Genomic DNA, 24,119 nt, shown 5'->3' with positions numbered 1-24,119 from the left:
CTTTACGACTTCTTCTGACCGAAGGCCTCGGCGAGCAGCTCGTACGAGCGCAGCCGGGCCGCGTGGTCGAACACCTGCGAGGTGATCATGAGTTCGTCGGCGCCGGTGCGCGCCACGAACGCTTCCACGCCCTGCTTCACGGTCTCGACCGAGCCCACCGCCGAGCACGACAGCACCGAGTCGAGCAGCGCGTTCTCGGCCGGCCCGACCTTCTGGCGGTAGTTTTCCACCGGCGGCGGCAGGCGCCCCGGGCGGCCGCTGCGCAGGTTCACGAAGGCCTGCTGCCACGAGGTGGCGCGGAACTCGGCCTCGGCGTCGGTGTCGGCCGCGAACACGTTGAAGCCCAGCATCACGTACGGCTTCTGCAGCTGCGCCGAAGGCTTGAAGGTCTCGCGGTAGATCTGGATGGCCTGCATGATCTGCTGCGGCGCGAAGTGCGAGGCAAAGGCATACGGCAGGCCCAGGTGCGCCGCCAGCTGCGCGCCGAAGGTGCTCGAGCCCAGGATCCACACCGGCACCTCGAGCCCCGCGCCGGGCACGGCGCGCACGGCCTGCTGCGGGTTCTTCGACATGAAGTCCATGAGCTCCATCACGTCCTGCGGGAACTGATCGGCGTCCGACTCCAGGTTGCGCCGCAGCGCGCGCGCGGTGCGCTGGTCGGAGCCGGGCGCGCGGCCCAGGCCCAGGTCGACGCGCCCCGGGTACAACGACTCCAGCGTGCCGAACTGCTCGGCGATCACCAGCGGCGAGTGGTTCGGCAGCATCACGCCGCCGGCGCCGATGCGGATGGTGGAAGTGCCCGCGCCCACGTGCGACAGCAGCACGGCCGTGGCCGCGCTCGCGATGCCCGGCATGCCGTGGTGCTCGGCCAGCCAGTAGCGCGTGTAGCCCAGCTTCTCGCCGTGCTGCGCCAGCGACAGCGAGTTGCGGAACGACTGCGCGGCATCGCTGCCTTCGGTGATCGGGGAAAGGTCGAGGATCGAAAGCGGAATCATGGCGCGATCATGGCGCGAACCGCCCGATGCCGTCACGCGCGGGGCTATTCGGTTTGGTATAGCGTCGCGACGCTCGCGAAATCGCGCCCGTGCTGCGTCACGTGGACCTGGAAGGGCACGCTCTCGCCCGGCGCGATGGCCGGCAGGTTCTCGATCAGCTTGAAGCCGGTCAGCTGGTCGTTGCGGTCGCGCAGGCTCACCCACAGCCGCACCTTGGCCGCGATGGCCGTGCCGGGGTTCTTCACCGTGCCCGTGACCTCGACGCTCTTGTAGCTGAAGCGCTGGCTGAAGTTGAGCAGCACGCTGCCGGTGCCAGCCTGGGTGCCCGTCACCTGCACCTCCAGCGGCTTGCGCGGGCCGGGCAGTGCGGCGCGGCGCATCGGCTTCCACTCGACGCGGGTCTGCGTGATGCGGTCCACGGCCTTGGGCTCCAGCAGGATCGGAAAGCGCTCGCCCGGGTACAGGGAGGCCAGCGCATCGAGGCGCGTGGTGCCGTCGGCCGTGCTGCCGCCGAAGCGCGAGATCACGGCGCCGGGCGAAATGGCGATGGCGTCGTTGCTGCGGTTCACCAGCTCGGTCATGAACAGCGGCCGCTGGATCGTGCTGCGCCCCGCCACCAGCGGCAGCAGTTCGAGCTGCCGCGGGTCGAAGCGCTCGCTGTCGTCGGCCAGCAGGTCTTCGGTGCCCAGCCGCAGGTCGGGGTGGAAAGCCTCCGGCGCGCCGGCCGTGCGGATCACGCGGTCGGCGCTCAGCACCGTCGTGCGCGCGCCCGAGGGCGTGACCGTGCGGTAGCCGATGCGGTAGTCCCAGGCCGCGATGGCTGCGGCGCGGCCGAAGCGGCTGAGGTCGACATCGATCGCCGTGCGTGCGCCGGGCGCCAGCTCGGACCCCGGCGCATGGCCGCGACCGACGCCGATCACCTGGCCGGCGTCGTCGTACAGCGTGACCAGTGCCTCGATGCTGCCGAACGCCGGCGTGCCGGGCGCGCCCGCATGCACGAGGCGCCCGACCAGGCGCACGCGCTCGCCCTGCTGCACCAGCCGCACGCGCGAGAACGCCAGGCGCGGCCCCTCGGCGGCGCTGCGCGGTTCGGACAGCTTCTCGACCGTCACGTCCTGCCGCGTGACGTTCTGGCCCGAGGGCAGGTCGACCAGCACGGACGCGGACTCGCCGGGCATCAGCACGTCGATCGGCAGGGATTCGTTGCGCTCGTTCAGCCGCGTGTCGCCGTCGTGGAACACCACCTTCAGGCCAGGCCGCTCGAGCGGCCGGCCGGTCTCGTTGCGCGCCAGCACCAGCAGCTTCGGCCGCTCACCGACCAGCACCTGGCGCGGCTCGGAGAGCTTCAGGCCGTCGGTCGCGATGGTGCGCTCGACGAGCGTGCGCGCCACCGAAGGCGCATCGCTGCGTTGGCCCGAACCGAACAGCAGCATCGCGACCTGGACGGCTACCGCCACGCCGAGAAAGCCGATCACGACGAAGCCGATCGTGCGCACCATCTGCTTCTGGCGAAGCGCCTGTTCGGCCGCGATCTGCTGGCCTGCGTGGTGCTTGACCTGCTGCAGCACGCGCTCCAGGCGGTCGGACACGTCGTCTTCCACCAGCGACATCGAGCCGCAGTGCGCGCAGGTGTATTCGTTCAGGCCGGTGCGGCGCAGCGCGCTGCTGCCGCACTCGCCGCATTTGAGGGTCTGCAGGTCGATGCTCATGTGTCTTCTTTTTTGTCTTACCAGCCGAACACGTCGACGATGCCTTCGGCCGCCGCGGCGCTCCCCAGCAGCGGCACGAGGCGCTCGACCAGGCGCGCGCGGTGCACCGGGTCGACCTCGCAGTCGTCCTCGTCGGTGAAGATGGCGTCGCCCGCTTCGTCCCACACCTGGCCGATGGTGCCCAGGCAGGCGGCCATCTCGAAGATGTCGGCGAAGAGCGGTTCGTCTTCCTCCCAGGCGCCCGTGCCATGCATCGCGAACTGGATCGCGCCGGTGCGCAGGTCGAAGATGAACGGATCGGCGCCCTGGTCGGCCACCACCAGCCAATGCTCGGGCCAGTCGGCGATGCGCTCGCCGGTGATGCCGTGCCAGCGGTAGCCCGCCTGCAGCTGCCACAGGCGCGAGAGCGCGGGAATGCTGAACGGGTTGCCGGTGGTCGGCACCGTGAGGCCGGCGTAGCCCACGCGCTCGTTGACCCACTCGCCGAGCGGGCCGACCTGTTCGTAGAAGGTGACGAGGGCGGCGGGCAAGGCCAGCTCGCCATGCCAGTGCTCGGCGGCGGATTGCGGCGCCAGCGCGCCATGGGAAGCCAGGGCCGCGCGGGCCTGTTCGATCGATGCCACGGGGGTTGTTCTCCGTTCAGGTCAGGCAGGCGGCCTGCTGCAATGCGGTGCGCAGTGCGTCGATGTCGCCGGGTGCGACCTCGTGCACGCCCGGCACGCCGGCCAGGCCGCAGGCCGTCGATGCCACCACGGGCACGCCGGCCGCCACGGCGCGCAGCAATGCGCGCGGCGCGTGCTCGACGTGCGCGGGCAGCACGACGACGCTGGCATCGGCCAGCCAGTCGCCCTGCCAGTTCATGTGTTCAATGGGTTCGATGCCCTGCCAGAGCCGCGCGTCGTCCGAGGGCGCGCCCAGCACGCGCAGGCGGCACGGCCAGCCTTGCAGCGCGGCAGCAAGTTCACGCGCGCCCTTGCGCGCCAGTGCGCTCGCGGCGAACACGACGAGCGGCGGTTCTTCGCACTTGCTGTGCGCGACCTTCACCTGCGGCAACGCCCAGTCGAGCCGCTGCAACGTGGCCTGCGGCGCGTACTGCGCCATGGCCTGCGCCACCGCGGCATGCGGCGTGACGACGACTGCCGCGCGCGCGAGCGCCAAGGTTTCGTCGCGCACCAGCGATGCATCGGCGCGGAAGTCGCGCAAGGTGGCGTCGCCGGGCCAGCGCTGCGATGCGGCATCGAGCTTCTTTTCAATGTCGGCCATCGGCAGTGCGCTGGCCAGCACGGTGATCCGGCGCCCGTCGAGCGCGCCGAGGCGCTGCAGGTGCGGCAGCAGCGACTGCTCGACCACCAGGTGCGTGTGCGCAGGCACCAGCCGCGCGGCAAAGGCCTGCGCGAGCCAGCGCTGGCCGTCGATCAGGCTGGCCTGGCGCCGGCCCGCCTGCCGCGCCCAGAGCCGCTGCCACGCGGCACGGCGCAGGCTCGCGGCCCATGCGGTGGTCACCGCTGCGTTCGTCGCGGGCTCACGATGCCAGCCCGCAGCAGGCAGGCGCCAGAACGCGAGCCGCATCGGCACGGGCTGCATGCGCTGCGTCTGCGGATGCGCCTCGCGCAGGTGGCGTGCGAACTCCGGCGTCCAGCCATCGACGAGCACGGCGGTGCGCCCTTCGGCGCCGACATCGACCGGCGGACGGTGGCGAAAGCACGCCGTCTGGTCGCAGCTCAGGCAGCCGCGCGCCAGCGGCAGCGCGGTGGGCGTGTCGTCGTTCGTGCGCCGCAGCGTGACGGGCTCGGCCGGCACCGCCCGCGGCGTGCGCGCACGAATGCGCACCACGAGCTCCGTATCAGTCAGCGCCACCTCGAGCCGCCAGGCGTGCCGGGCGCGCAGCTTGACGTCGACGTAGTTCCAGAACACCGTCGCATCGACGGCGTCGCCGTCCGGCGTGTCGGCCTGCTCGATGCGCGCCGTGTGGCCGTGGCGCTCGACCAGCTCGAAGCCCGCGCGCACCGCCACGGTGGCCAGGGCGTTCGACAGCTGGCACAGCCCGCCGGCCAGCGTCGGCACCACGCAGCCGCCGCGCACCTCGCGCCCGACCACGAAGCCGCGCCCGGCACCCGGGCGCCCCAGCTGGCGCCAGAAGCTCAGCACTTCGCCGGCCGGCACCTCGATGGCGTCGAAGGCCGGCCGCGCCACGCGCAGGTTGTGCACCTTGCCGGCGACCAGCGGAAATTCATCGGCCCGGCCGTCGGACCACAAGGGGGTTCGGTGCTGCGCGAGCACCGGCGCGTCGGCCAGTGCGTGTTGGCCGCTGGGCCAGCGCCGGGCCGAGGGCCGCAGGGTTTCGCGCAGGGCGTGGGCCGTGGCGAGCAGCCGCGAGCGCAGCCAGAAGTCGATCGCGTCGATGCGGCGCGGCGGCTGCCAGGCCTGCGCACTCACGCGGCGGGGCCTCGCTTGCGCCATTGGCCGAGGTCGGCTTCGATGCGCTCGTTGATGTTGCCGCTCCATTGCGCGCCGAAGCCGGCGTCGCGCAGCAGCTCGACGATGCGGCGGCCGACCACGACGGTGTTGGCTTCGCGCTGCGCGATCTCGGGGATCATGCCGCCGCTGAAGGCGAGGTACAGGCGGCCGGAGCGCACGGCGCCGTCCAGGTCCTGTGCGTGATAGAAGCAGCAGCCGCGGATGCCCGACTCGAGCCGGCCCGCCGCGCGCCACTGCTCGCGCACGTCGTCGTGCCCGTCGGACAGCGTGTTGCCCGCGCGGTGCAGGGCGATGATCTTCTCGCTGCGCAGCTGCGCGAACACGGCCTCGAGCCGGTCGTACTCGGTCTGCGCGGGCCACTGCGCCTCGGCGGCGCGCTTGGCGGCGCAGGCGCGCGTGGTTTCGGCCTTGATCCAGGCGCGGTCCTCGGGCGTGAGCTCATCCGGATCGAGGTACTCGTCGGTGATCATCCAGCCGATGTCGGCATCGGCATGGAAGCCGCTCCACACCAGGTCGTGGATGCGTCCGCGCGTGTCTTCGGGGTCGAGAGTGAGGGCCATGCGTAGTGGGTCGTCGCTTGGTCGGCGACGGATGTGCTTTCATTTTTTCGCGGTCGGAACGACGCTCGATTCTCGCGTGTCCGCACCACGGCGATGCATTAATGCGAAAGCATGCGCTCTGGCGGCCATCCCTCCCGCGCCCAAATCATGAGGGATGCGCAAGGCCAAGGCAATGTGACTTTCGGCCAAGAATTCACGGTCATGGCCCATGAAAAAAGCCGGCCCTGCGTTGGCAGGGCCGGCTTTCATGAAGACCTGGAACGCTCGCCGATCCCGTCGGCGAAGCGTTCTGGCTGTTGCTTACAGCGGCAGTGCGTCGCCGTGGGCGGCAGCGCGGGCTGCGGCACGAACCGCAGCGCGGTCGACGGTGCTGGCGACGATCGGGGCCACGCCCGACGAAGCGCCTTCGGCGTACGGGTCGGCGCTGTGTGCGGCGGCGACAGCGTCGGCACGCACGGCGGCGCGGCTGGCGGTCGACACGATCACTTGCGCGGGACCTGCGTTGGCGCCGGTGGCGTAGGGGTTGGCGCTGTGCGCGGCCACGACGGCTTGGGCGGCGACATCGGCGCGGCTGGCGGCCGAGGTCAGTTGATGCACGCCTTCATAGCTTTCGGCATGGGCGGCGCCGGCAACGGCCATCAGGGCAACAGCAACGGCGGAGAGGATCTTCGAGGCGGTCATTTGGATTTCTTCCTTCTTCAATTCAGTTCAAGTTCTTGCTTCGGATGTCGAACCGGTCTTGGGTGGGTCACCGCCCCTCTGTTCTTTTTCGGAGGGCGGCCACCTCGCTCGGGGCCCTGTTCACCCAGATCAGCTTTGAGGGCTGGTCCGTGAGATGAATTGTGCGCCTCGATCTAGGTAAAAACCCGTAGCAAAACGAACCGCGGTGTTCACGGATTCGAAACAATTGAAGGGCAGTGAGCGAGCCTCAGGCGTTCGCGACCGCACTGCCGAAGAGCGCCAACGCCGGGGCGATCCGCTCGGCGGGCGTGTTGCCGAACCCGAAGACGAAGCCGGTGCGGACCTGCTCGCTCAGGCAGTAGGCGGAGATCGCGGGCACGTCGATGCGGTGCGCCAGCAGCGCCTGGGAGACCGCCGCATCGTCGATCGGCGTGCGCGAGATGGCCGACAGGTGCAGCCCCGAGCCGGTGGTCGACAGCTCGAAATCGCGCCCCACCAGCGTCCTGAAGCAGTGCTCCATGAGCTGCGCGCGTTCGCGATAGCGCACGCCCATGCGCCGGATGTGGGCCGCCAGTTGCCCGCTCGCCATGAAGTCGGCCACCACGCCCTGGGTCGGCATGGAGGCCTTGAACGAGAAGATCTGCGTGGCGCAGGCGAAAGCGTCCGCCAGGTCGGGCGGGACCACCAGGTAGGCCAGGTTGAGCGCGGGCGAGATGGAACGGTTGAAGTTCCCGATGTAGATCACCCGCCCCCCGTGGTCCAGCGCCGCCAGCGGAGGCAGCGGCCTGCCGCGGAAATGGAAGGCGTTGTTGAAGTCGTACTCGATCACCCAGGCATTGCGCTCGTGCGCCCACTGCAGGAGCGAGAGGCGCCGCTCCAGCGGCATCGTGCTGCCGAAGGGGAACTGGTTAGTGGGTGACGCCACGATCAGCCGCGCGTCGGGCGCATGGCTGTCGAACCGGCTGCTGTCCAGGCCCTGCAGGTCGATGGGCACGGGCACCAGGTCCGCGCCGAAGCCCAACAAGGCGGCAAGCCGCGTGATGTAGCCCGGGTCTTCCACGATGATGCGATCGCCGTGGTCGGTCAGCACCTGGCCTGCCAGCACGAAGCCCTGCGTCGTGCCGTCGACCACGAGCACCTGGTCCGGCAGGCAGGAAATGCCGTGTGCCTCGCCCACATAGTCCGCGATCTGCTGGCGCAGTTCGGGCAGCCCCATCGGCGAGCCGTAGCCCAGCTCCGCGGCCGGCGCCGAGCGCCAGTACTGCGAGGAGACCTTGGCGAACTGCTCGAAGGGCAGCTGGTCGAGCGCGGGCACGGTCGGGCTGAGGTCGAACGTGGCATTGCGCTCGGGCGGCAGCGCCAGTTCGGACATCGCCTGCGCGCGCCGCGAGATGTGCCGGGGTGCCGGCGCGGCGACAGGGGCGTTCGACGGTGCCCCGGCCGGCGCGCTGCGCTCCTCGGGCAGCACGGCGGCAATGTAGGTGCCCGCCCCGACGCGGCCGCTGACATAGCCCTCGGCCAGCAGCCGTTCGTAGACCAGGACCACGGTGTTGCGCGACACGCCGAGTTCCGCGGCCAGCTGGCGGGTGGGCGGCAGCCGCGAGTTCTTGGAGATCCGCCCCTGCACGATGGCCTGGCGGATCTGCTCGAACACCTGGACGTGCAGCGGATCGGAGCCGCTGCGGTCCAGCGAGAGCGAACTCCAGGTCGGGTAGTTGAAGTGCCGCGGCATACGAGATCTCCATGCCGCCCATGCCGGACAGGGCTGCGGCGGCCTTCGAATATACGGCCCGGTCGCCCGCGCTAGGCGCCCGCAAGCATGCGCAGGACCTCCTCGTGGCGGCGGGGGTTGCCCGACGCGACCAGCCGATTGCCGGAATGGATGGTGAGCGGACGCCCCTCCCAATCGGTGATGACGCCGCCGGCGCCCTCGATCACCGGCACCAGCGCGCAGTAGTCGACCTCGCGGTGGCGGCCGCAGTCGATGCCGATGTCGATCGTTCCGTTGGCGATGCAGCCGTACGCATAGCAGCTCGATCCGTACACGCACCATTTGGCGGCGCTGCGCAGCGTCTCGAACGCCTCGCGCTCGCGCGGCCCGAAGGGCTCCGGGTTGCTGCACGACACCAGCGCATCGGCCAGCGACGGGCACTCGCGGCTGCGGATGCGCTGGCCATTGAAGGTGGACGGCTGGCCCTGCGCCCCGGCCCATCGGTCGTTGGTGATGGGGTGGTCGATCACGCCGATGATCGGCGTGCCGTGGCGCGCCAGCGAAATCAGCGTCCCGTAGATGGGAATGCCCGTGATGAAGGCCTTGGTGCCGTCGATCGGGTCGAGCACCCAGACGTACTCGGCATCGAGGTCCTGGCCCTCGAACTCCTCACCGAGGATGCCGTGCGAGGGATAGCGGTGGCGGATCAGCGTGCGCAGCGTCTGCTCGACATGCTTGTCCACGACGGTGACGGGGCTGTCGTCCTCCTTGGACTCGAAGCCCCTGCGGCTGTACAGGTTCTCGCGCAGGATGGCGCCGCTGGCGTCGGCCAGCCCATGGGCGAAGGCGAGGAATTCGGCCATCGCCGACTCTGGAACGGAAGAAGTGGACACGCGGTCTCCTGGATCAAGTGGGCATGGGCCCGGTGCCGTGCTGCGCCGGCAAGTGGCGAAGATGGCGAGACATGCGGTGCTCCAGCCGCCGCACCAGGTGGTTGGCGGCGAACGCGAAGGCAAGGTAGATCAACCCGGCCGCAATGAAGATCTCGTAGGGGGCGAAGGTGCGCGCCACCAGGGTGTTGGCCACGCCCGTCAGCTCCGAGAGCGTGATGGCGCTGGCCAGCGACGTGCGCTTGATCGTCTTGATCACCTCGTTGCCATAGGCCGGCAGCGCCAGCAGCATCGCCCGCGGAAGGATGACGTGGCGGTACAGCGCACCGAAGGACAGCCCGAAGGCCTGGCCGGCCTCGACCTCCCCGTGCGGCACCGCCTGGATCGCCCCGCGGAAGATGTGCACGGCGTAGGCCGTCGTGTTCAGCACGAAGGTGATGACGGCGCACCAGTACGGCTTGCGCAGGTAGGGCCAGGCCCAGCTGTCGCGCACCGCATCGATCTGGGCAATGCCGTAGTACACGATGAAGATCTGCACCAGCAGCGGCGTGCCCCGGAAGACCTGCGAGAACACCTCGACGGGCCAGCGCAGCCACCAGGCCTTCTGGACGCGCACGATGGCCAGCGGCACCGCCAGCAGCGTCGCGAGCACCATCGTGATCGCGAAGAGTTCCAGCGTGAGCAGCGCGCCCTGCCAGAGCACCGGAAGGCTCTCGACAATGAGTTCGACATCCATGGTCAGGCCGTCCTTTCACCACGGGCGCCACGACGCTCGAGCTGATGCAGCACGAGCGAACTCAGCACGGTCAGCGTGAGGTAGATGGCGCCGGCACTGAGGTAGAAGAACAGGGCGCGGCGTGTGTCGCTGGTGGCCAGTTCGGAGGCCTTCATCAGCTCGCTCAGCCCCACGATGGAGATCAGCGAGGTGTCCTTGAGCGTCGAGATCCAGATGTTGCCCAGGCCCGGCAGCGCCAGCCGCAGCATCTGCGGGCACTGGATCACGAAGAAGATCTGCAGGGTGCCCATGCCCACGGCCATGCCGGCCTCCACCTGCCCGCGGGGAATGGCCGTGAGCGCGCCGCGGAACACCTCCGAGGCGTAGCCGCCGAAGATCAGTGCCAGTGCAAAGACACCCGCCGGATACGGCGGAATCTCGACCATGCCCGCGTCGGGCCTGACCAGCGCGAGCAGCCGGCTCAAGACCACCGTGCTGCCGAAGTACACCATCAGGATCAGCAGCAGTTGCGGGATGCCCCGTATCGCCGTGATGTAGGCCTCGGCCAGCCAGCGCACCGCCTTGAAGCGGGACAGGCACGCCGCCGCGCCCAGAAGCCCCAGCGCGATGCCGAACACCGACGACACCAGCGCCACCTCCACGGTCGTCCAGGCGCCCTGCGCGATGGTCGGCCCCCAGCCGTTGAACATGTCCATGGTGTCGTCAGCAATCAGTGAGCGGATTCGGTGGCGCGACGGCGTCAGTGCCAGACCGCGGGCAGCACACTGAAGCTCCAGTACTTCTGGTTGATCGCCTTGAAGGTCCCGTCGGCAAACATGCCCTTGAGCGCCGCGTTGATCTCGTCGCGCAGCGCCGTGGCCCCCTTGGGCAAGCCGACGGCCACGCCTTCGCCCAGGTACTTGGGCGCCTCGATCTCGGGGCTGACGAACTCGTAGTTGCGCCCTTCCGGCTTCTCCAGGAAGTCGGTGCGAACCTTCATCGGACTCACGAGCATGAGGTCGATGCGGCCGGCCACGAGGTCCAGCAGCATGTTCTCGGCCGAGTCGTAGCGCGTGATCTCGACGCCGGAGAACTCGCCCGCAAGGTAGCTGTCGTTCGTGGTGGCCCGCTGCACGCCCACCACCTTGCCCTTGAGCGCGCCTGCGTTGGGCGTGTTGTCGGGCTTCATCGGGAGCAGCCCCCCGTTCTTGCGGCCCACGAAGCGCGCCGTGGAGGCCCGGTAGGGAACGGAGAAGTCGATGCTCTTCTTGCGCGCCTCGGTGATCGACAGGCTCGACGTGACGACGTCGATCTTCCTGGAAAGCAGCGCGGGAATCAGCCCGTCGAACCCCAGGCAGACGAACTGCACGTTGGCGTTCATCCGCCGCCCGATCTCGCGGGCGATGTCGATCTCGAAACCCTTCAGCTCGCCCGACGCATCGCGGTAGTTGAAGGGCGGATAGGTGCACTGCACCCCGGCCTTGATCTCGCGGCCCATGGCGGCGACGGAGCACGCGGCCAGCAGGCCTGCGAACAACCATTTCTTCATTTCGTCTCCAGTTCTTGGTTCGTGATGTCGTGGCTACAGAACGCTGTCGAGGAACTTGCGGCAACGCTCGCTGCGCGGGTTGCCGAACACGTCGGCCGGGGCCCCGCGCTCCTCGATCTTTCCCTTGTGCAGGAAGGCGACCTCGGTCGAGACCTCGCGTGCGAACGCCATCTCGTGGGTGACCATCACCATGGTCCGGCCCTCCTCGGCGAGCAGGCGGATCACCTTCAGCACCTCGCCCACGAGCTCGGGGTCGAGCGCGGACGTGGGCTCGTCGAACAGCAGCAGCTTGGGCTCCATCGCCAGCGCGCGGGCGATGGCGCAGCGCTGCTGCTGGCCGCCCGAGATGTGGGCCGGGTAGTGCCGCAGCCGGTCGCCGAGCCCGACCTTCGCCAGCAGCGCTTCGGCCCGTTCCGTCGCTTCGCGGCGCGACAGCCCCAGCACCTTCATGGGCGGCATGGCCACGTTTTCCAGCACGGTCATGTGGCTCCACAGGTTGAAGTTCTGGAACACCATGCCGATGCCCGCGCGCAACCGGTTCACCTGGCTCTTGCTGGCGGGACTCGCCTGCCCTGCCGACGACCGGCGCATGCGGATCTCCTCGCCATCGATGGCGACGGTGCCGGCGTCGGGCACTTCGAGCAGGTTGAGGCAGCGCAGGAAGGTGCTCTTGCCCGAGCCGCTGGCGCCGATCAGCGTGACCACGTCGTGCTCGTGGGCGCACAGGTCGATGCCGCGCAGCACGTCCAGCGCGCCGAAGCGTTTCTCGATGCCGGTGGCAGACACGATCTGCCTGCCCTGTTGTCGTTGGGGGTCGCTCAAGTGAGTTCCTTTTGAACGGTGCTGGCGCTTCGCCTAGAAGGTCCCGGGATAGGCCCCGCCGTCGAGCAGCAGATTCTGTGCGTTGATGTAGCCGGCATGGGCGCTGCACAGGAAGGCGCAGGCGCGGCCGAACTCCATCGGATCGCCGAAGCGCGCGGCCGGGCTGCGGCCCTGCCATTCGGCCTGCTCGGCCTCGAACGAGCGACCTGACCCGACCGCCGCAGCCTCCACCGTGGCGCGCAGGCGGTCGGTGGCGAACGAGCCGGGCAGCAGGTTGTTGATGGTGACGTTGCGATGCGCCGTGCGCCGCGCCAGGCCCGCCACGAAACCGGTGAGCCCGCTGCGCGCGCCGTTGGACAGCCCCAGGATGTCGATGGGCGCCTTCACCGAGGACGAGGTGATGTTGACGATGCGGCCGAAGCCGCGATCCATCATGCCGTCCACCGTCGCCTTGATCAGCTCGATGGGTGTCAGCATGTTGGCGTTGAGCGCCACCATCCAGTCGTCGCACGTCCATTGGCGGAAGTCGCCCGGCTTGGGGCCTGCGGCATTGGTCACCAGGATGTCCGGCGCGGGGCAGGCCTCGAGGACGAGCGCCCGCCCCTGCACCGTGGTGACGTCGGCGGCCACCGTGCGCACGTGCACGCCGGTGGCCTCGCGGATGTCGTCGGCGGTGGCCTCGAGCGCCTGTGCGCCGCGCGCCACGATGGTGAGCGATGCGCCGTCTTCCGCCAGTGCGAACGCGCACGCCCGGCCCAGCCCCTTGCTCGCGGCGCACACCAGCGCCGTCTTGCCCTTGATTCCCAGATCCATGGAGACCTCTTGCCTCAGATGAAGTTCGCGGCGACCGTGCCGAAGCGGTCGAACGAGGATTGCACCCGCATGCCCTGCGAGGCGCGGTACTGCCGCGTGAAGGAGCCGGACATCACCTGCATCCCCGCCTCCAGCGCCAGCCCGAATTCGGCCAGCTTGTTCGCCAGCCACAGCACCGAGAGCAGCCCGCCGCCCTGCATGACCGCCGAGCCGGAGGCCGTCTCGCTGACGGCGCCGTCGACCTGCACCGCCACGCTGGCGCCGGCCAGGTCGCGGTTGTCTGCCGTCAGCGGCACGGCCGCCCCCGTCACATAGGCCTTCTGCTGCGCGTTGTCCGCCATGGCCAGCGCCAGGTTGCCGGCGAACGGACCGCGGACCTCCACGATCTCCAGGGCCGGTGCCGCATGCGTCACGGCGGCAGCGACCTCCTCCAGGCTCACGCCGGGTCCGCGCAGCGTCTTGCCGATGGTCAGGCACAGCTCGTTCTCGAAGCCGGGCGCGATCAGATCGGAAAAGCGATAGGCCTGGCCGCTCGCATGCCGGCCGCTTTCCAGCAGATAGCCGAAGCAGGGCTCGTGCACCTGCTGCTGCACGCGCATGGCCTCGGCGGTGAGGCCGACCTTCCAGCCCGTCTGCCGCTCGCCCCTGGCCAGGCGCTCGTGCAACAAGGCCAGCTGCACCTCGTAGCCCTGCTGCAGGGAAAACTTCCCGGCCCATTCCGACGGCATGTGGCGTCCGTCCTCCATGGCTTGCCAAAGGGCGCCCGCAATGTCTTGGGTGTTCATCGCATCCTCATCGTGTGGTTGGGTGGTGTTCCAGGTAGGCGGCCAGGCGGCGAACGCCGTCGTCCAGGCGCGCCGTGCCGCTGGCATAGCACCAGCGCAGGTAGCCTTCGCCCTCGGGGCCGAAGGCCACGCCGGGCGCCAGCCCCAGCCCGGCCTCGGCCACGAGCTGCTTGCAGAACGCGAGGCTGTCCGTCACGCCTTCGACACGGAAGAAGGTGTACATCGCGCCGCGGGCGGGCGCGGCGAGTTCGACCCCCGGCACGCTCCCCAGGCGCGCCGCCAGGTGGTCCCTGCCCTGGCGCAGCCGCTCGACCGTCCGGGCAATGGCATCCTCCCCGCGCGCCAGGGCGACCACCCCCGCCGCCTGCACGAAGGGCGGCGCGCAGGTGCTGCTGTACTCGATCAGCTTGCCGATGTCGCCCAGCATCGCCGGCGGCACGACGATCCAGCCCAGGCGCCATCCGGTCATGCGCCAGGCCTTGGAGAAGGAGTTGCAGCTGATGACCCTGTCCTCGGGCCTCGCGATGTCCAGGAAGGACGGCGCGCACGGCGCATCGAAGCTGATGCGCTGGTAGACATCGTCGCTGACGATCCAGATGCCCAGGCGCCGGCAGTGCGCGAGGATGGCTTCCTGCGACTCGCGCGAAAGGGTCCAGCCCGTCGGGTTGTTGGGCGCGTTCAGCAGCAGCGCGCGGGTGCCCGGTCGAAGCGCTTCCAGAAGGCGCTGCTCGTCGAGCACCCACCCCGCCGCGGTGAACTGCAATGCGACGGTCTCGACGTGCGCGCCCAGCACCTTGGGCATCTCCACCAGGTTGGGCCACAACGGCGTCACGGCCACGACGCGGTCGCCGGGGTTCAGCAGTGCCTGCAGGGCCAGCATCAGCGCATGCGTGCCCGAACTCGTCACCGCCACCCGTTCGACGCCGATCGGGCCATGCCAGCGCGACAGGTACCGGGCGATCTCCTCGCGCAACGCGGGCTCGCCCAGCGTCTGGACGTAGAAGGTGCGCCTGTTCTCGAGTGCGGCGATCGCAGCGCCACAGATCTCGTCCGGCGTTTCCTCGTCGGGCTCGCCGAACCAGAAAGGCAGGATGTCCTTGCGGTCCATGCCCGCATTGGCGACCTCGCGGATCTTCGAGGACCGCAGGGCCTGGACTTCGGCGCGTGCGACGGTCGATGGCGGGCAGTGGGAGGCGGCGCTCTGCATGTCGTGCTTGTCTCGGTGTTCTATGGCCTGCATGCTCCGACGCCGCACGGTGCGGGACAAGGACCAATTCCGTGCGCCGAGGCGGACCAATCGCGGCGAACCGGCCGACAGCGATGCGCTGCTGCACGGCGCTATTCAGCAGAACGGCCGGAGCCAATGGGTTGATTGCCGCCGGGAATTGCCCCTCTGAACACAGTCATTGCCGTCGAAAAGGGGCTCACGTAACACGCTTCCCCTGCGCTCAACGGCCAGACGAACAAGGAGGCTGCATTTCCTTGGCAAAACAGCACTCTCCCGGGGACGACCGCCCATGGAGAGAATTCGAAATAAAAAGTGCAAAAAAAAGGCCTGCCTTCGAAAAGGCAGGCCTTCATTGAAAAGCTCGAGGAGCCGGTTTCAGAATGGAATGTCGTCGTCCATGTCGTCGAAGCCCGACGACGACTTGGCCGGCGCCTGGCGCGGCGCCGGTGCCGGGGCACGCGGTGCGGCTGCGGGCGCACGCGGGGCGTAACCGCCACCGCCACCGCCACCGCCGCCACCGCCACCACCTTGCGAATAACCACCGCCGCCGCCCCCGCCTTGCGAGTAGCCGCCGTCGTCGTCGCTCGGACCCGACGGGCCGCCCTGGCCCTGGCGGCTGCCCAGCATTTGCATCTGGTCGGCGCGGATTTCGGTGGTGTACTTTTCGATGCCGTCCTTGTCGGTCCACTTGCGCGTGCGCAGCGAGCCTTCGACGTACACCTGCGAGCCCTTGCGCAGGTACTGGCCGGCGATTTCGGCCAGGCGGCCGTTGAACACGATGCGGTGCCATTCGGTGGCTTCGCGCATCTCACCGCTTTGCTTGTCTTTCCAGCGATCGGTGGTGGCCACGGTGACGTTTGCGACCTGATCGCCGCTCGGGAAGGTCCGCATTTCGGGGTCGCGCCCCAGGTTGCCGACGACGATGACTTTATTGACCGATGCCATATGCACTGCCCCTGATAAGTAGATGAAGGAGGAGGTTGAGAGGAACCCTCCATTCTGCCTGAGCCGCAACCGGCCCGGCCTGGGAGGGCCCGCCCGCCGCCGTCCATCCCCTGGTCATGACAGGCGGAGCCGGCGCCTCTATCATGTCCGGTTGCCCTCGGACGACCGCACCCCTTGAATTCACCCACCACTGAAGACACCCCGGAGCGTGACGCCTACCTTGGCGCCCTGCTCGCCCAGCAGCGCATCAGCATCCGCGGCGCGCGCACCCACAACCTGAAGAACGTCGATCTCGACATCCCGCGCAACAAGCTGGTGGTGATCACCGGCCTGTCGGGCTCGGGCAAGTCGAGCCTGGCGTTCGACACGCTGTATGCCGAGGGGCAGCGGCGCTACGTGGAAAGCCTCTCGGCCTATGCGCGGCAGTTCCTGCAGCTCATGGACAAGCCCGACGTCGACGTGATCGAGGGCCTGTCGCCCGCCATCAGCATCGAGCAGAAGGCCACCAGCCACAACCCGCGCTCCACCGTGGGCACGGTGACCGAGATCCACGACTACCTGCGCCTCTTGTACGCCCGCGCCGGCACGCCCTTCTGCCCCGACCACCACCTGCCGCTGCAGGCGCAGACGGTGTCGCAGATGGTCGACGCGGTGCTGGCCCTGCCCGACGAGCCCCGGCTGATGATCCTGGCGCCCGTGGCGCGCGAGAAAAAGGGCGAATTCCTCGAGCTCTTCACCGAGATGCAGGCCGCCGGCTACGTGCGCTTTCGTGTCGACGGGCAGACCTACGAATACAACGACCTGCCCAAGCTCAAGAAGACCGAGAAGCACGACATCGACGTGGTCATCGACCGCCTGCGCGCACGCCCCGACATGCAGCAGCGCCTGGCCGAGAGCTTCGAGGCCGCGCTGCGCCTGGCCGAGGGCCGCGCCATTGCGCTGGAGCTGGGCGCCGAGGGGTCGCCCGACAAGGAACACCTGTTCAACGCCAAGTTCGCCTGCCCGATCTGCCACTACTCGCTGTCGGAGCTCGAACCGCGCCTGTTCTCGTTCAACTCGCCCGTGGGCGCCTGCCCGAGCTGCGACGGCCTGGGCCACCGCGAGGTGTTCGACCCGGTGCGCGTGGTGGCGTTTCCGTCGCTGTCGATCGCCAGCGGCGCCATCAAGGGCTGGGACCGCCGCAACGGCTACTACTTCAGCATGGTCGAGAGCGTCGCCAAGCATTACAAGTTCGACGTCGACGCGCCCTTCGAATCGCTGCCAGCCTCGGTGCAGCAGACGCTGCTGCACGGCTCGGGCGGCGAAGAGATCAAGTTCAACTACACCATGGAGTCGGGCAACTTCGCGGGCAAGAAGCTCACGAAGAAGCACCCCTTCGAGGGGATCATCCCGAACATGACGCGGCGCTACCGCGAGACCGACTCGGTGATGGTGCGCGAAGACCTCGCGCGCTTTCGCAACCAGCAGCCCTGCCCCGACTGCGGCGGCTCGCGGCTGCGGCGCGAGGCGCGCAACGTGTTCCTGGTGGACGACGCCGGGCACGTGGGCGCGAACGGCGGCGAGCCGCCGCGCATGGCCATCTTCGAACTCAGCCACCTGACGCTGCGCGACGCCTACGCCTGGTTCAGCACGCTGAAGCTGCGCGGTGCCAAGGCCGACATCGCCGACAAGGTGGTGCGCGAGATCGGCCTGCGCCTGAAATTCCTCAACGACGTGGGCCTCAACTACCTGAGCCTGGACCGCAGCGCCGAAACCCTGTCGGGCGGCGAGGCGCAACGCATCCGCCTCGCGTCGCAAATCGGTTCGGGCCTCACGGGCGTGATGTACGTGCTCGACGAGCCCAGCATCGGCCTGCACCAGCGCGACAACGACCGCCTCATCGGCACGCTCAAACACCTGCGCGACATCGGCAACAGCGTGATCGTGGTCGAGCACGACGAGGACATGATCCACGCCGCCGACCATGTGATCGACATGGGCCCCGGCGCCGGCGTGCACGGCGGGCGCGTGATGGCCCAGGGCACGTATGCCCAGGTGTCGGCCAACCCCGATTCGCTCACCGGCCAGTACCTCTCGGGCGTGAAGAAAATCGAGGTGCCCAAGCACCGCACCGCGTGGCTGCCGGCCGTGAAGAAGCCGGCCTTCAACGAAGGCAAGAAGCCCTCACGCTTTCCGCAGAGCCCCGCGGCCGAACGCCGCGCCGCGCGCGAGGCGGCCCATCTGGCTTCGCAGACCGACCTGCAGGAGATCCGCGTGGTCGGCGCCACCGGCAACAACCTGAAGAACGTGAGCGTGGCCTTCCCCGTGGGCCTCTTGACCTGCGTGACCGGCGTCTCGGGCTCGGGCAAGTCGACGCTGGTGAACGACACGCTCTACACCGCCGTGGCGCGCACGCTGTACCGCGCGCACGAAGAGCCGGCCGCGCACGAATCGGTGGAAGGCATCGAGTACTTCGACAAGGTCATCAACGTCGACCAGAGCCCCATCGGCCGCACGCCGCGCAGCAACCCGGCCACCTACACGGGCCTGTTCACGCCGATCCGCGAGCTGATGGCCGAGACCAACACCGCGCGCGAGCGCGGCTACGGCCCGGGCCGCTTCAGCTTCAACGTGGCCGGCGGCCGCTGCGAGGCCTGCCAGGGCGACGGCGTGGTGAAGGTCGAGATGCACTTCCTGCCCGACGTGTACGTGCCCTGCGAGGTCTGCCATGGCCAGCGCTACAACCGCGAGACGCTCGAGGTCCAGTACAAGGGCCGGAACATCGCGCAGATCCTCGAGATGACGGTCGAGGTGGCGCACGAATTTTTGAAGGCCGTGCCGACCATCGAGCGCAAGCTGCGCACGCTGCTGGACGTGGGCCTGAGCTACATCAAACTCGGCCAGTCGGCCACCACGCTCTCGGGCGGCGAGGCGCAGCGCGTGAAGCTCGCACTCGAACTGAGCAAGCGCGACACGGGCCGCACGCTGTACATCCTCGACGAGCCGACCACCGGCCTGCACTTCGCGGACATCGAGCTGCTGCTCAAGGTGCTGCACCAGCTGCGCGACGCGGGCAACACCATCGTCGTCATCGAGCACAACCTGGACGTTATCAAGACCGCCGACTGGCTCATCGACATGGGCCCCGAGGGCGGCGCCGGCGGCGGCACGGTGGTGGGCGAAGGCACGCCCGAAGACATCGCGGCGAACGAGGCGAGCCACACGGGCCGCTACCTCAAGCGCCTGCTGTAGCCGCACCGCCAGCACGAATGCACGGGCCGCGCCACAATCGCGGCCCATGCCTTCCTTCACGCCGCGCCAGTTCGTTCTTCTCGTGCTCCTCACCCTCGCGTGGGGCTTCAACTGGCCGGTGATGAAGCTCGGCGTGGCCGACTACCCGCCGCTGGCTTTCCGCGCGATTTCGATCTGGCTGGGCGTGCCCGTGCTGGCGATCGCGCTGGTGGTGATGAAGGTGCCGTTCCGCGTGCCGCGCAGCGCGTGGCCCGAGCTGGTGTGGCTGGGCGCGACCAACATGTTCGTCTGGCACGCCTGCATCATCCTCGCGGTGAAGGCGCTGTCGGGTGGACGCGCCGCGATCCTGGGCTACACGATGCCGGTGTTCTCCGCGGTCATCGGCGCGCTGCTGTTCTCGGCCGTGCTCACGCGCCGCGCATGGACCGGCGTGGGTGCCTGCGCCATCGGCGTCGGGCTGCTGCTGTGGCACGAGCTCACCGACTTCGCCGGCCGCCCCGGCTACGTGGCGCTGGCGCTGGTGGCTGCGGCCACCTGGGCGCTGGGCACGCAGCTGCTGCGCCACACGCGCATCGGCCTGCCCACGCTCACGCTCTCGTTCTGGATGACGGCCATGACGGCCGTGGTGATGACGGTGCTGTCGCTGCTGTTCGAACGCGACCAATGGCGCTCGCCGGGCGCCGTGACCTGGGGATCGATCGCCTACAACGCGGTGCTGATCTTCGGCTTCGCGCACGCGGCCTGGTTCTACCTGGCACGCGGCCTGCCGCCGGTGGCCTCGACCCTGAGCGTGATGTTCATCCCCGTGCTCGGCGTGTTCAGCGGCGCCGTGTGGCTCGGCGAGGTCGTGCACTGGCAGGACTGGGTGGCGGTGGCGCTGATGATGGTCGCCATCGCCTCGGTTCTCTTGCCTTCACGCAGCAGCAGCAGCGCGAAGGCCTGAGCTCAGGTCGTCGTCTGCACGTGCAGGCGGCTGGTCTTGCAGCGGTGCAGCGCGCGGTAGTGTTCCAGCGGCCGGCCGTTGGCGCCGTAGGCGATCGATTCGATGCGCAGCAGCGGCTCGGGCTGCGGCAGGTCGAGCAGGCGGCAGGTCTCGGCGTCGGGCAGCACGGCGTCGATCCAGCGTTCAGCGCGCACCAGCCGCACGCCGTACTGGCGGCGCAGCACGTCGTACAGCGAGCGGTCGTCCAGCCGCGTGCGGTGCAGGCCCGGCGCGAGGTCGGCCGGCACCGCCGTCTCGACCAGCAGGCGCAGTTCGCCGTCGACGCTGCGCAGGCGCTTGAGGCCGACCACTTGCGCGTCTTCGGTGAGGCCGAGCGCGGCGGCTTCCTGCGCGGTGGCGGCGCGCAGTTCCTGCACGAGGATCTGCGTGCGCACCGAGCGGCCCTTGCGTTCCATCTCGTCAGAAAAGCCCAGCACGGTGGAGACGAAGTCTTCGTCGCGCTCGCGCGCCGACACGAAGGCGCCGCGGCCCTTGATCTTGTAGATGAGGTTGTTGCGCACCAGGTCGGCGAGCGCCTCGCGCACCACGATGCGCGAGATGCCGAACTGCTCGCCCAGCTCGGCCTCGGACGGCAGCTTGGCGCCGATGGGCAGCACGCCCTGCAGGATCTGCAGCCGGATGGCGTCGCGGAACTGCGCCCACAGCGGCGATTCGGAGTTGCGGTCGAGCGAGGTCGTCGACACGGTGTCGGGGGCGGTGGAAAGGGTCACGTTAGGTCGGGCCGAGGACGGGGCTGGCCATCAATGATGCATCGAAAGCGGAAGGTGCCGGCTCGTGGGCCGCCACCGGCTGCAGGCGCACGCCGTGGCGCTCGCGCAATGCGGCGGCGCAGGCGCTGAGTTCCTGGTGGGCGCGGGCCGCGTCCCAGCCGAGGGCTTCGGCGGCCACGCCGGCGATCTCGGCGAGCGCGTCGTCGGTGACCAGCCCGCGGATGGCCAGCAGCGTGCGGCGGATCACGAGGTCGTCCAGGTGCACGACGCCGGTCTCCATGCACAGGTACGAGAGTTCGGCCGCCGAGTACTCGGGCGCGTGGCGCAGCGGCGTGTCGCCCGAGGCCGCGAGGCGCTGCGCCAGCGGCAGCGCCTTCGAGCCGTAGCGGCGCAGCAGGCCCAGCGCGCGCGCGCGGCCCAGGCCCGAGCCGGCCGTCATCTTGTCGATGAAGCGCTCGGTGGCGGCCGCGTCGGCCGGCAGCTCGGCGCCGCCGCCGATGGGCAGCGACTCGGTCGAGGCGGTGCGCGAGCGGCCCAGGTGGCGCAGCACGTGGTCGGTGGCCTCTTCGGCCAGGGCGCGGAAGGTGGTCCACTTGCCGCCCACGAGGCCGACGATGGGCACGTCGCGCGTGGCGCTCGGCGGGTCGACCACCACCGAGTGGTCGCGCGAGATCTGGCCCGGCTTGTCGGCGTCGGAGCGCGCCAGCGGGCGCACGCCGACGTAGGTGTAGATCACGTGCTGGCGGTCGAAGGCCATGTTGGGGAACACCTCGCGCAGCACGTCGATCAGGTAGTCGATCTCGGCCGGCTCGGTGACGATCTGGTCGGGGTCTTCCACCGGGATGTCGGTGGAGCCCACCAGCACGCGGTCGAGAAACGGATAGACGATGCACACGCGCCCGTCCACCGCCTCGAAGTAGGCCATGCGGCCTTCGAGCGCATCGCGCAGCGCCGGGTGGTCGAGCACGAGGTGCGAGCCCTTGGTGCCCATCACGCGCGGGCCGGCGCCGCCGAGCACGGCCGCGCTGCGGTCGAGCCAGGCGCCGGTGGCGTTCACCACGGTGTCGGCCGTGACGCGCACCAGCGCGCCGGTGATCTCGTCGCGCAGCGTGAGGATGTTGCCCGCGCAGCCCGTCACGCGGCAGTAGTTGGCGGCGGCCGAGCGCGGCTGGTCGCGGCAGGCGTCGCCGATCAGCTCGAGGATCAGCCACTCGGGATGGCTGATCCAGGCGTCGAAGAAGGTGGCGGTCCAGCGGATGGCGGCGCGGAAGAGGCGGCGGTCGTTGGTCGGCACGCGGCTGATGCGGTGGCCCGGCATCACGCGCTGGCGACGGCCCAGCAGGTCGTACAGGCGCAGGCCCGCGGCCACGGCCAGCAGGCCGCGCGTGCGCTGCGGCGGCGTGCGGCCGAAGAACTTGAGCGCGCTGCTCAGCAGCCCGCCGAAGAAGCTCGACAGCGGCACCACGGTCTTCAGCGGCTGCACCAGGTGCGGCGCGTTGCGCAGCAGCAGGTTGCGCTCACGCGTGGCCTCGGCCACCAGCGAGAAGCTGCCGTTTTCGAGGTAGCGCAGGCCGCCGTGGATCATGCGCGAGGGCGCGCTGCTGGCGCCGGCGCCGAAGTCGCCCTTGTCGACGATGAGGCAATCGACGCGCTGCAGCGACAGGTCGCGGAACACGCCCACGCCGTTGATGCCGGCGCCGACGATCACCGTCGAAAAGTGGCGGCCCTCCAGCGAAGCCGGACGGACGAAAGGCAGTTGCCAGGCACTCATGACGCACCGCCCGAAAGATGGTTGAAGACAGGAGACATGCGATCGATCAGTTCGTTGAATTCGGCGTTGAAATCGGCATGGGCCCGCGCGTCGCGCGCGTCGGGTTCGATGAGTTCGCAGGGCGCGCGCAGCGGGCTGGCAGGCCCCGCGTCGTCGAGGTCCTGCGACATCGCGGCATAGAGGGCGGCGCCGCGCGCGCCGGTTTCGTCGTCGGCGCAGCGCTCGACCGGGTGGCCCAGCAGCGCCGCGAGCAGGCGCACCAGGCGCGCATCGCTGGCACCGCCGCCCAGCACGCTGGAGGCCGACACCGGCAGGCCCTGCGACGCCAGGCGCGCGGTGTGGCGCGCATGCAGCGCGGCCACGGCATCGACCACGGCGCGTGCCATGTCGGCCGGCGTGTGGTGGCTCTTGAGCCCGACGAAGCCGGCCGTGATGCCGCCCCCGCCGTTGATGAAGGGCAGGAAGCGCAGCCCGTTCGCGCCGAGCGGCACGCCCATGGCCAGGTCGACCACGGCGCGCGCATCGGGCAGCCCGAGCGCGCCGGCCAGCCATGCGATGTTGGCCATCGACGAGGGGCTGTTCTCCATGTACAGGCGCTCGCGGGTGCGGCCGAAGTTGACGAGCGCGGCGACCTCGGGCTGCGGCTCGATCACCGGGCCGATGACGGCATTGACGCACCACGTGCCCAGCACCGACACGGCGCGGCCGCGGTCTTCGGCGCCGATGGCGGTCATCGAGGCGAGCAGGTCGATGGCGCCCATGGCCACCGGAATGCCCGCCGGCAGGCCGCACAGCGCCGCCTCGGCGGCGCGCAGCCGGCCCATGGTCTGGCCGCTGGGCACCAGCGGACCGAAGGCGCGCGGCCCGAGGCCGTCGATGCCCGCGACCTCGAAGGCGAGGCTCGACCAGTCGCCGGTGGCCAGCGAGAGCAGGCCGGCGGTGCTGGCGTCGCTCGCGTCGGTGGCGATCTCGCCGGTCAGCAGGAAGCCGAGGTAGTCCTTGGCGAACAGCAGGCGGTGCAGGTCGCCGCGCTGCACGGCGTCGGCGCCCAGCAACTCGGCCGCGATCACCGTGGGCTGGCCGGGCCAGGGGCGGCAGCCCACGTCCGCGAACAGCCGGTCGCCGTGGCGTGCCGAGAGGGCGAGTGCGCGCGCATCGGCGCGCTGGTCGGTGGAGGCGACGGCGCGGCCGCCCACGAGTTCGTTGTGTGCATCGAGGGCGTACAGGCCCGCGCCGTGGCCGGTGCAGCCGATGGCGCACACGTCCGCCGCGCGCGGGCCGAGCTGGCGCGCCACGTCGCCGAGCACGTGGGTCAGCCCCGCGCGGATCGCCGCCGCGCCCACCTCGCACCCGCCGCCGGGCAGCCGCGCATGCCGCAGGGGCAGGCGCGACACGGCCAGGCTGCGCCCGCTCCCCGCGTCCAGGGCCAGCGCCAGCGCCTTCAGGCTGCTCGAGCCCATGTCGATGCCGATCAGTATTTTGGTCTTCATGTCATAACAGCTTCGGCGGAAAAAAAGGCTGTC

At 69.7% G+C, this 24,119-nt stretch carries 21 protein-coding genes; 2 read left to right on the top strand and 19 right to left on the bottom strand.

Features of this window, described 5'->3' with window-relative positions; translation table 11 throughout:
- Window positions 1–2: 2 nt before the first annotated feature.
- The 16 genes from AC57B8_RS11735 to ssb form a co-directional block, all read right to left on the bottom strand.
- Window positions 3–995 carry an LLM class flavin-dependent oxidoreductase gene (locus AC57B8_RS11735; RefSeq protein ID WP_390347148.1) on the bottom strand — a complete coding sequence of 331 codons (993 nt, stop codon included), beginning with the start codon at window positions 993–995 and terminating at the stop codon, window positions 3–5.
- A 44-nt stretch (window positions 996–1,039) separates the two neighbouring features.
- Window positions 1,040–2,704 carry an FxLYD domain-containing protein gene (locus tag AC57B8_RS11730; RefSeq protein ID WP_496479689.1) on the bottom strand — a complete coding sequence of 555 codons (1,665 nt, stop codon included), beginning with the start codon at window positions 2,702–2,704 and terminating at the stop codon, window positions 1,040–1,042.
- A gap of 17 nt (window positions 2,705–2,721) precedes the next feature.
- A complete protein-coding gene (locus tag AC57B8_RS11725; protein ID WP_496479688.1) occupies window positions 2,722–3,327 on the bottom strand; it encodes a hypothetical protein in 606 nt (201 codons plus the stop codon).
- Between the two features lie 16 nt (window positions 3,328–3,343).
- Window positions 3,344–5,140 carry a VanW family protein gene (locus tag AC57B8_RS11720; RefSeq protein ID WP_496479687.1) on the bottom strand — a complete coding sequence of 599 codons (1,797 nt, stop codon included), beginning with the start codon at window positions 5,138–5,140 and terminating at the stop codon, window positions 3,344–3,346.
- Window positions 5,137–5,742, bottom strand: a complete 606-nt coding sequence (locus AC57B8_RS11715; protein ID WP_062480476.1) for a DUF6891 domain-containing protein — start codon at window positions 5,740–5,742, stop codon at window positions 5,137–5,139. The genes AC57B8_RS11720 and AC57B8_RS11715 overlap by 4 nt, the downstream gene beginning before the upstream one ends.
- Window positions 5,743–6,042: 300 nt before the next feature.
- Window positions 6,043–6,423 carry a hypothetical protein gene (locus tag AC57B8_RS11710; protein ID WP_062480474.1) on the bottom strand — a complete coding sequence of 127 codons (381 nt, stop codon included), beginning with the start codon at window positions 6,421–6,423 and terminating at the stop codon, window positions 6,043–6,045.
- Window positions 6,424–6,670: 247 nt separating this feature from the next.
- Window positions 6,671–8,155 carry a MocR-like pyridoxine biosynthesis transcription factor PdxR gene (gene pdxR / locus AC57B8_RS11705; protein WP_495273077.1) on the bottom strand — a complete coding sequence of 495 codons (1,485 nt, stop codon included), beginning with the start codon at window positions 8,153–8,155 and terminating at the stop codon, window positions 6,671–6,673.
- 71 nt (window positions 8,156–8,226) lie between these two features.
- On the bottom strand, window positions 8,227–9,027 hold the full coding sequence (locus AC57B8_RS11700) for an inositol monophosphatase family protein (protein WP_218005417.1): 801 nt from the start codon (window positions 9,025–9,027) through the stop codon (window positions 8,227–8,229).
- Between the two features lie 13 nt (window positions 9,028–9,040).
- Complete coding sequence (locus tag AC57B8_RS11695; protein ID WP_062480468.1) at window positions 9,041–9,760, bottom strand: ABC transporter permease; 720 nt, start codon at window positions 9,758–9,760, stop codon at window positions 9,041–9,043.
- Window positions 9,761–9,762: 2 nt separating this feature from the next.
- Entirely contained in the window at window positions 9,763–10,455 is a 693-nt protein-coding gene (locus AC57B8_RS11690) for an ABC transporter permease (RefSeq protein ID WP_062480466.1), read from the bottom strand.
- A 44-nt stretch (window positions 10,456–10,499) separates the two neighbouring features.
- A complete protein-coding gene (locus tag AC57B8_RS11685) occupies window positions 10,500–11,288 on the bottom strand; it encodes a transporter substrate-binding domain-containing protein (protein WP_495273076.1) in 789 nt (262 codons plus the stop codon).
- A gap of 33 nt (window positions 11,289–11,321) precedes the next feature.
- Window positions 11,322–12,110, bottom strand: a complete 789-nt coding sequence (locus tag AC57B8_RS11680) for an ABC transporter ATP-binding protein (protein ID WP_070063414.1) — start codon at window positions 12,108–12,110, stop codon at window positions 11,322–11,324.
- A 33-nt stretch (window positions 12,111–12,143) separates the two neighbouring features.
- Window positions 12,144–12,923, bottom strand: coding sequence for an SDR family oxidoreductase (locus tag AC57B8_RS11675; RefSeq protein ID WP_496479686.1), 780 nt, complete (start codon window positions 12,921–12,923; stop codon window positions 12,144–12,146).
- Window positions 12,924–12,937: 14 nt separating this feature from the next.
- On the bottom strand, window positions 12,938–13,708 hold the full coding sequence (locus tag AC57B8_RS11670; RefSeq protein WP_496479685.1) for a 2-keto-4-pentenoate hydratase: 771 nt from the start codon (window positions 13,706–13,708) through the stop codon (window positions 12,938–12,940).
- A gap of 7 nt (window positions 13,709–13,715) precedes the next feature.
- The gene (locus tag AC57B8_RS11665; RefSeq protein ID WP_496479684.1) at window positions 13,716–14,915 is read right to left on the bottom strand and encodes a pyridoxal phosphate-dependent aminotransferase; all 1,200 of its coding nucleotides are present in this window, start codon (window positions 14,913–14,915) and stop codon (window positions 13,716–13,718) included.
- Window positions 14,916–15,311: 396 nt separating this feature from the next.
- Window positions 15,312–15,881, bottom strand: a complete 570-nt coding sequence (ssb, locus tag AC57B8_RS11660; RefSeq protein WP_492686667.1) for a single-stranded DNA-binding protein — start codon at window positions 15,879–15,881, stop codon at window positions 15,312–15,314.
- 174 nt (window positions 15,882–16,055) lie between these two features.
- Here ssb and uvrA point away from each other — a divergent pair, with 174 nt between their 5' ends.
- Window positions 16,056–19,112, top strand: a complete 3,057-nt coding sequence (gene uvrA, locus AC57B8_RS11655) for an excinuclease ABC subunit UvrA (protein ID WP_496479683.1) — start codon at window positions 16,056–16,058, stop codon at window positions 19,110–19,112.
- A gap of 46 nt (window positions 19,113–19,158) precedes the next feature.
- Window positions 19,159–20,055: a DMT family transporter gene (locus tag AC57B8_RS11650; protein ID WP_095743280.1), complete on the top strand. Its 897-nt coding sequence runs from the start codon at window positions 19,159–19,161 to the stop codon at window positions 20,053–20,055.
- 2 nt (window positions 20,056–20,057) lie between these two features.
- Here the strand turns inward: AC57B8_RS11650 and AC57B8_RS11645 are convergent, their stop codons facing one another.
- From AC57B8_RS11645 to AC57B8_RS11635, 3 genes are read right to left on the bottom strand one after another with little or no spacing between them, the layout of a single operon-like run.
- A complete protein-coding gene (locus AC57B8_RS11645; protein WP_172438465.1) occupies window positions 20,058–20,825 on the bottom strand; it encodes a GntR family transcriptional regulator in 768 nt (255 codons plus the stop codon).
- A gap of 1 nt (window position 20,826) precedes the next feature.
- Complete coding sequence (locus AC57B8_RS11640; protein ID WP_159273567.1) at window positions 20,827–22,596, bottom strand: glycerol-3-phosphate dehydrogenase/oxidase; 1,770 nt, start codon at window positions 22,594–22,596, stop codon at window positions 20,827–20,829.
- Window positions 22,593–24,086, bottom strand: a complete 1,494-nt coding sequence (locus AC57B8_RS11635; protein WP_496479682.1) for an FGGY family carbohydrate kinase — start codon at window positions 24,084–24,086, stop codon at window positions 22,593–22,595. The genes AC57B8_RS11640 and AC57B8_RS11635 overlap by 4 nt, the downstream gene beginning before the upstream one ends.
- Between the last annotated feature and the right edge of the window lie 33 nt (window positions 24,087–24,119).

The sequence above is a fragment of the Variovorax sp. BGA-UO-ETr-C22 genome, assembly GCF_059567965.1.
The sequence above is the reverse complement of the archived record's forward strand: the minus strand, read 5'-3'. Positions and strand labels throughout refer to the sequence as shown.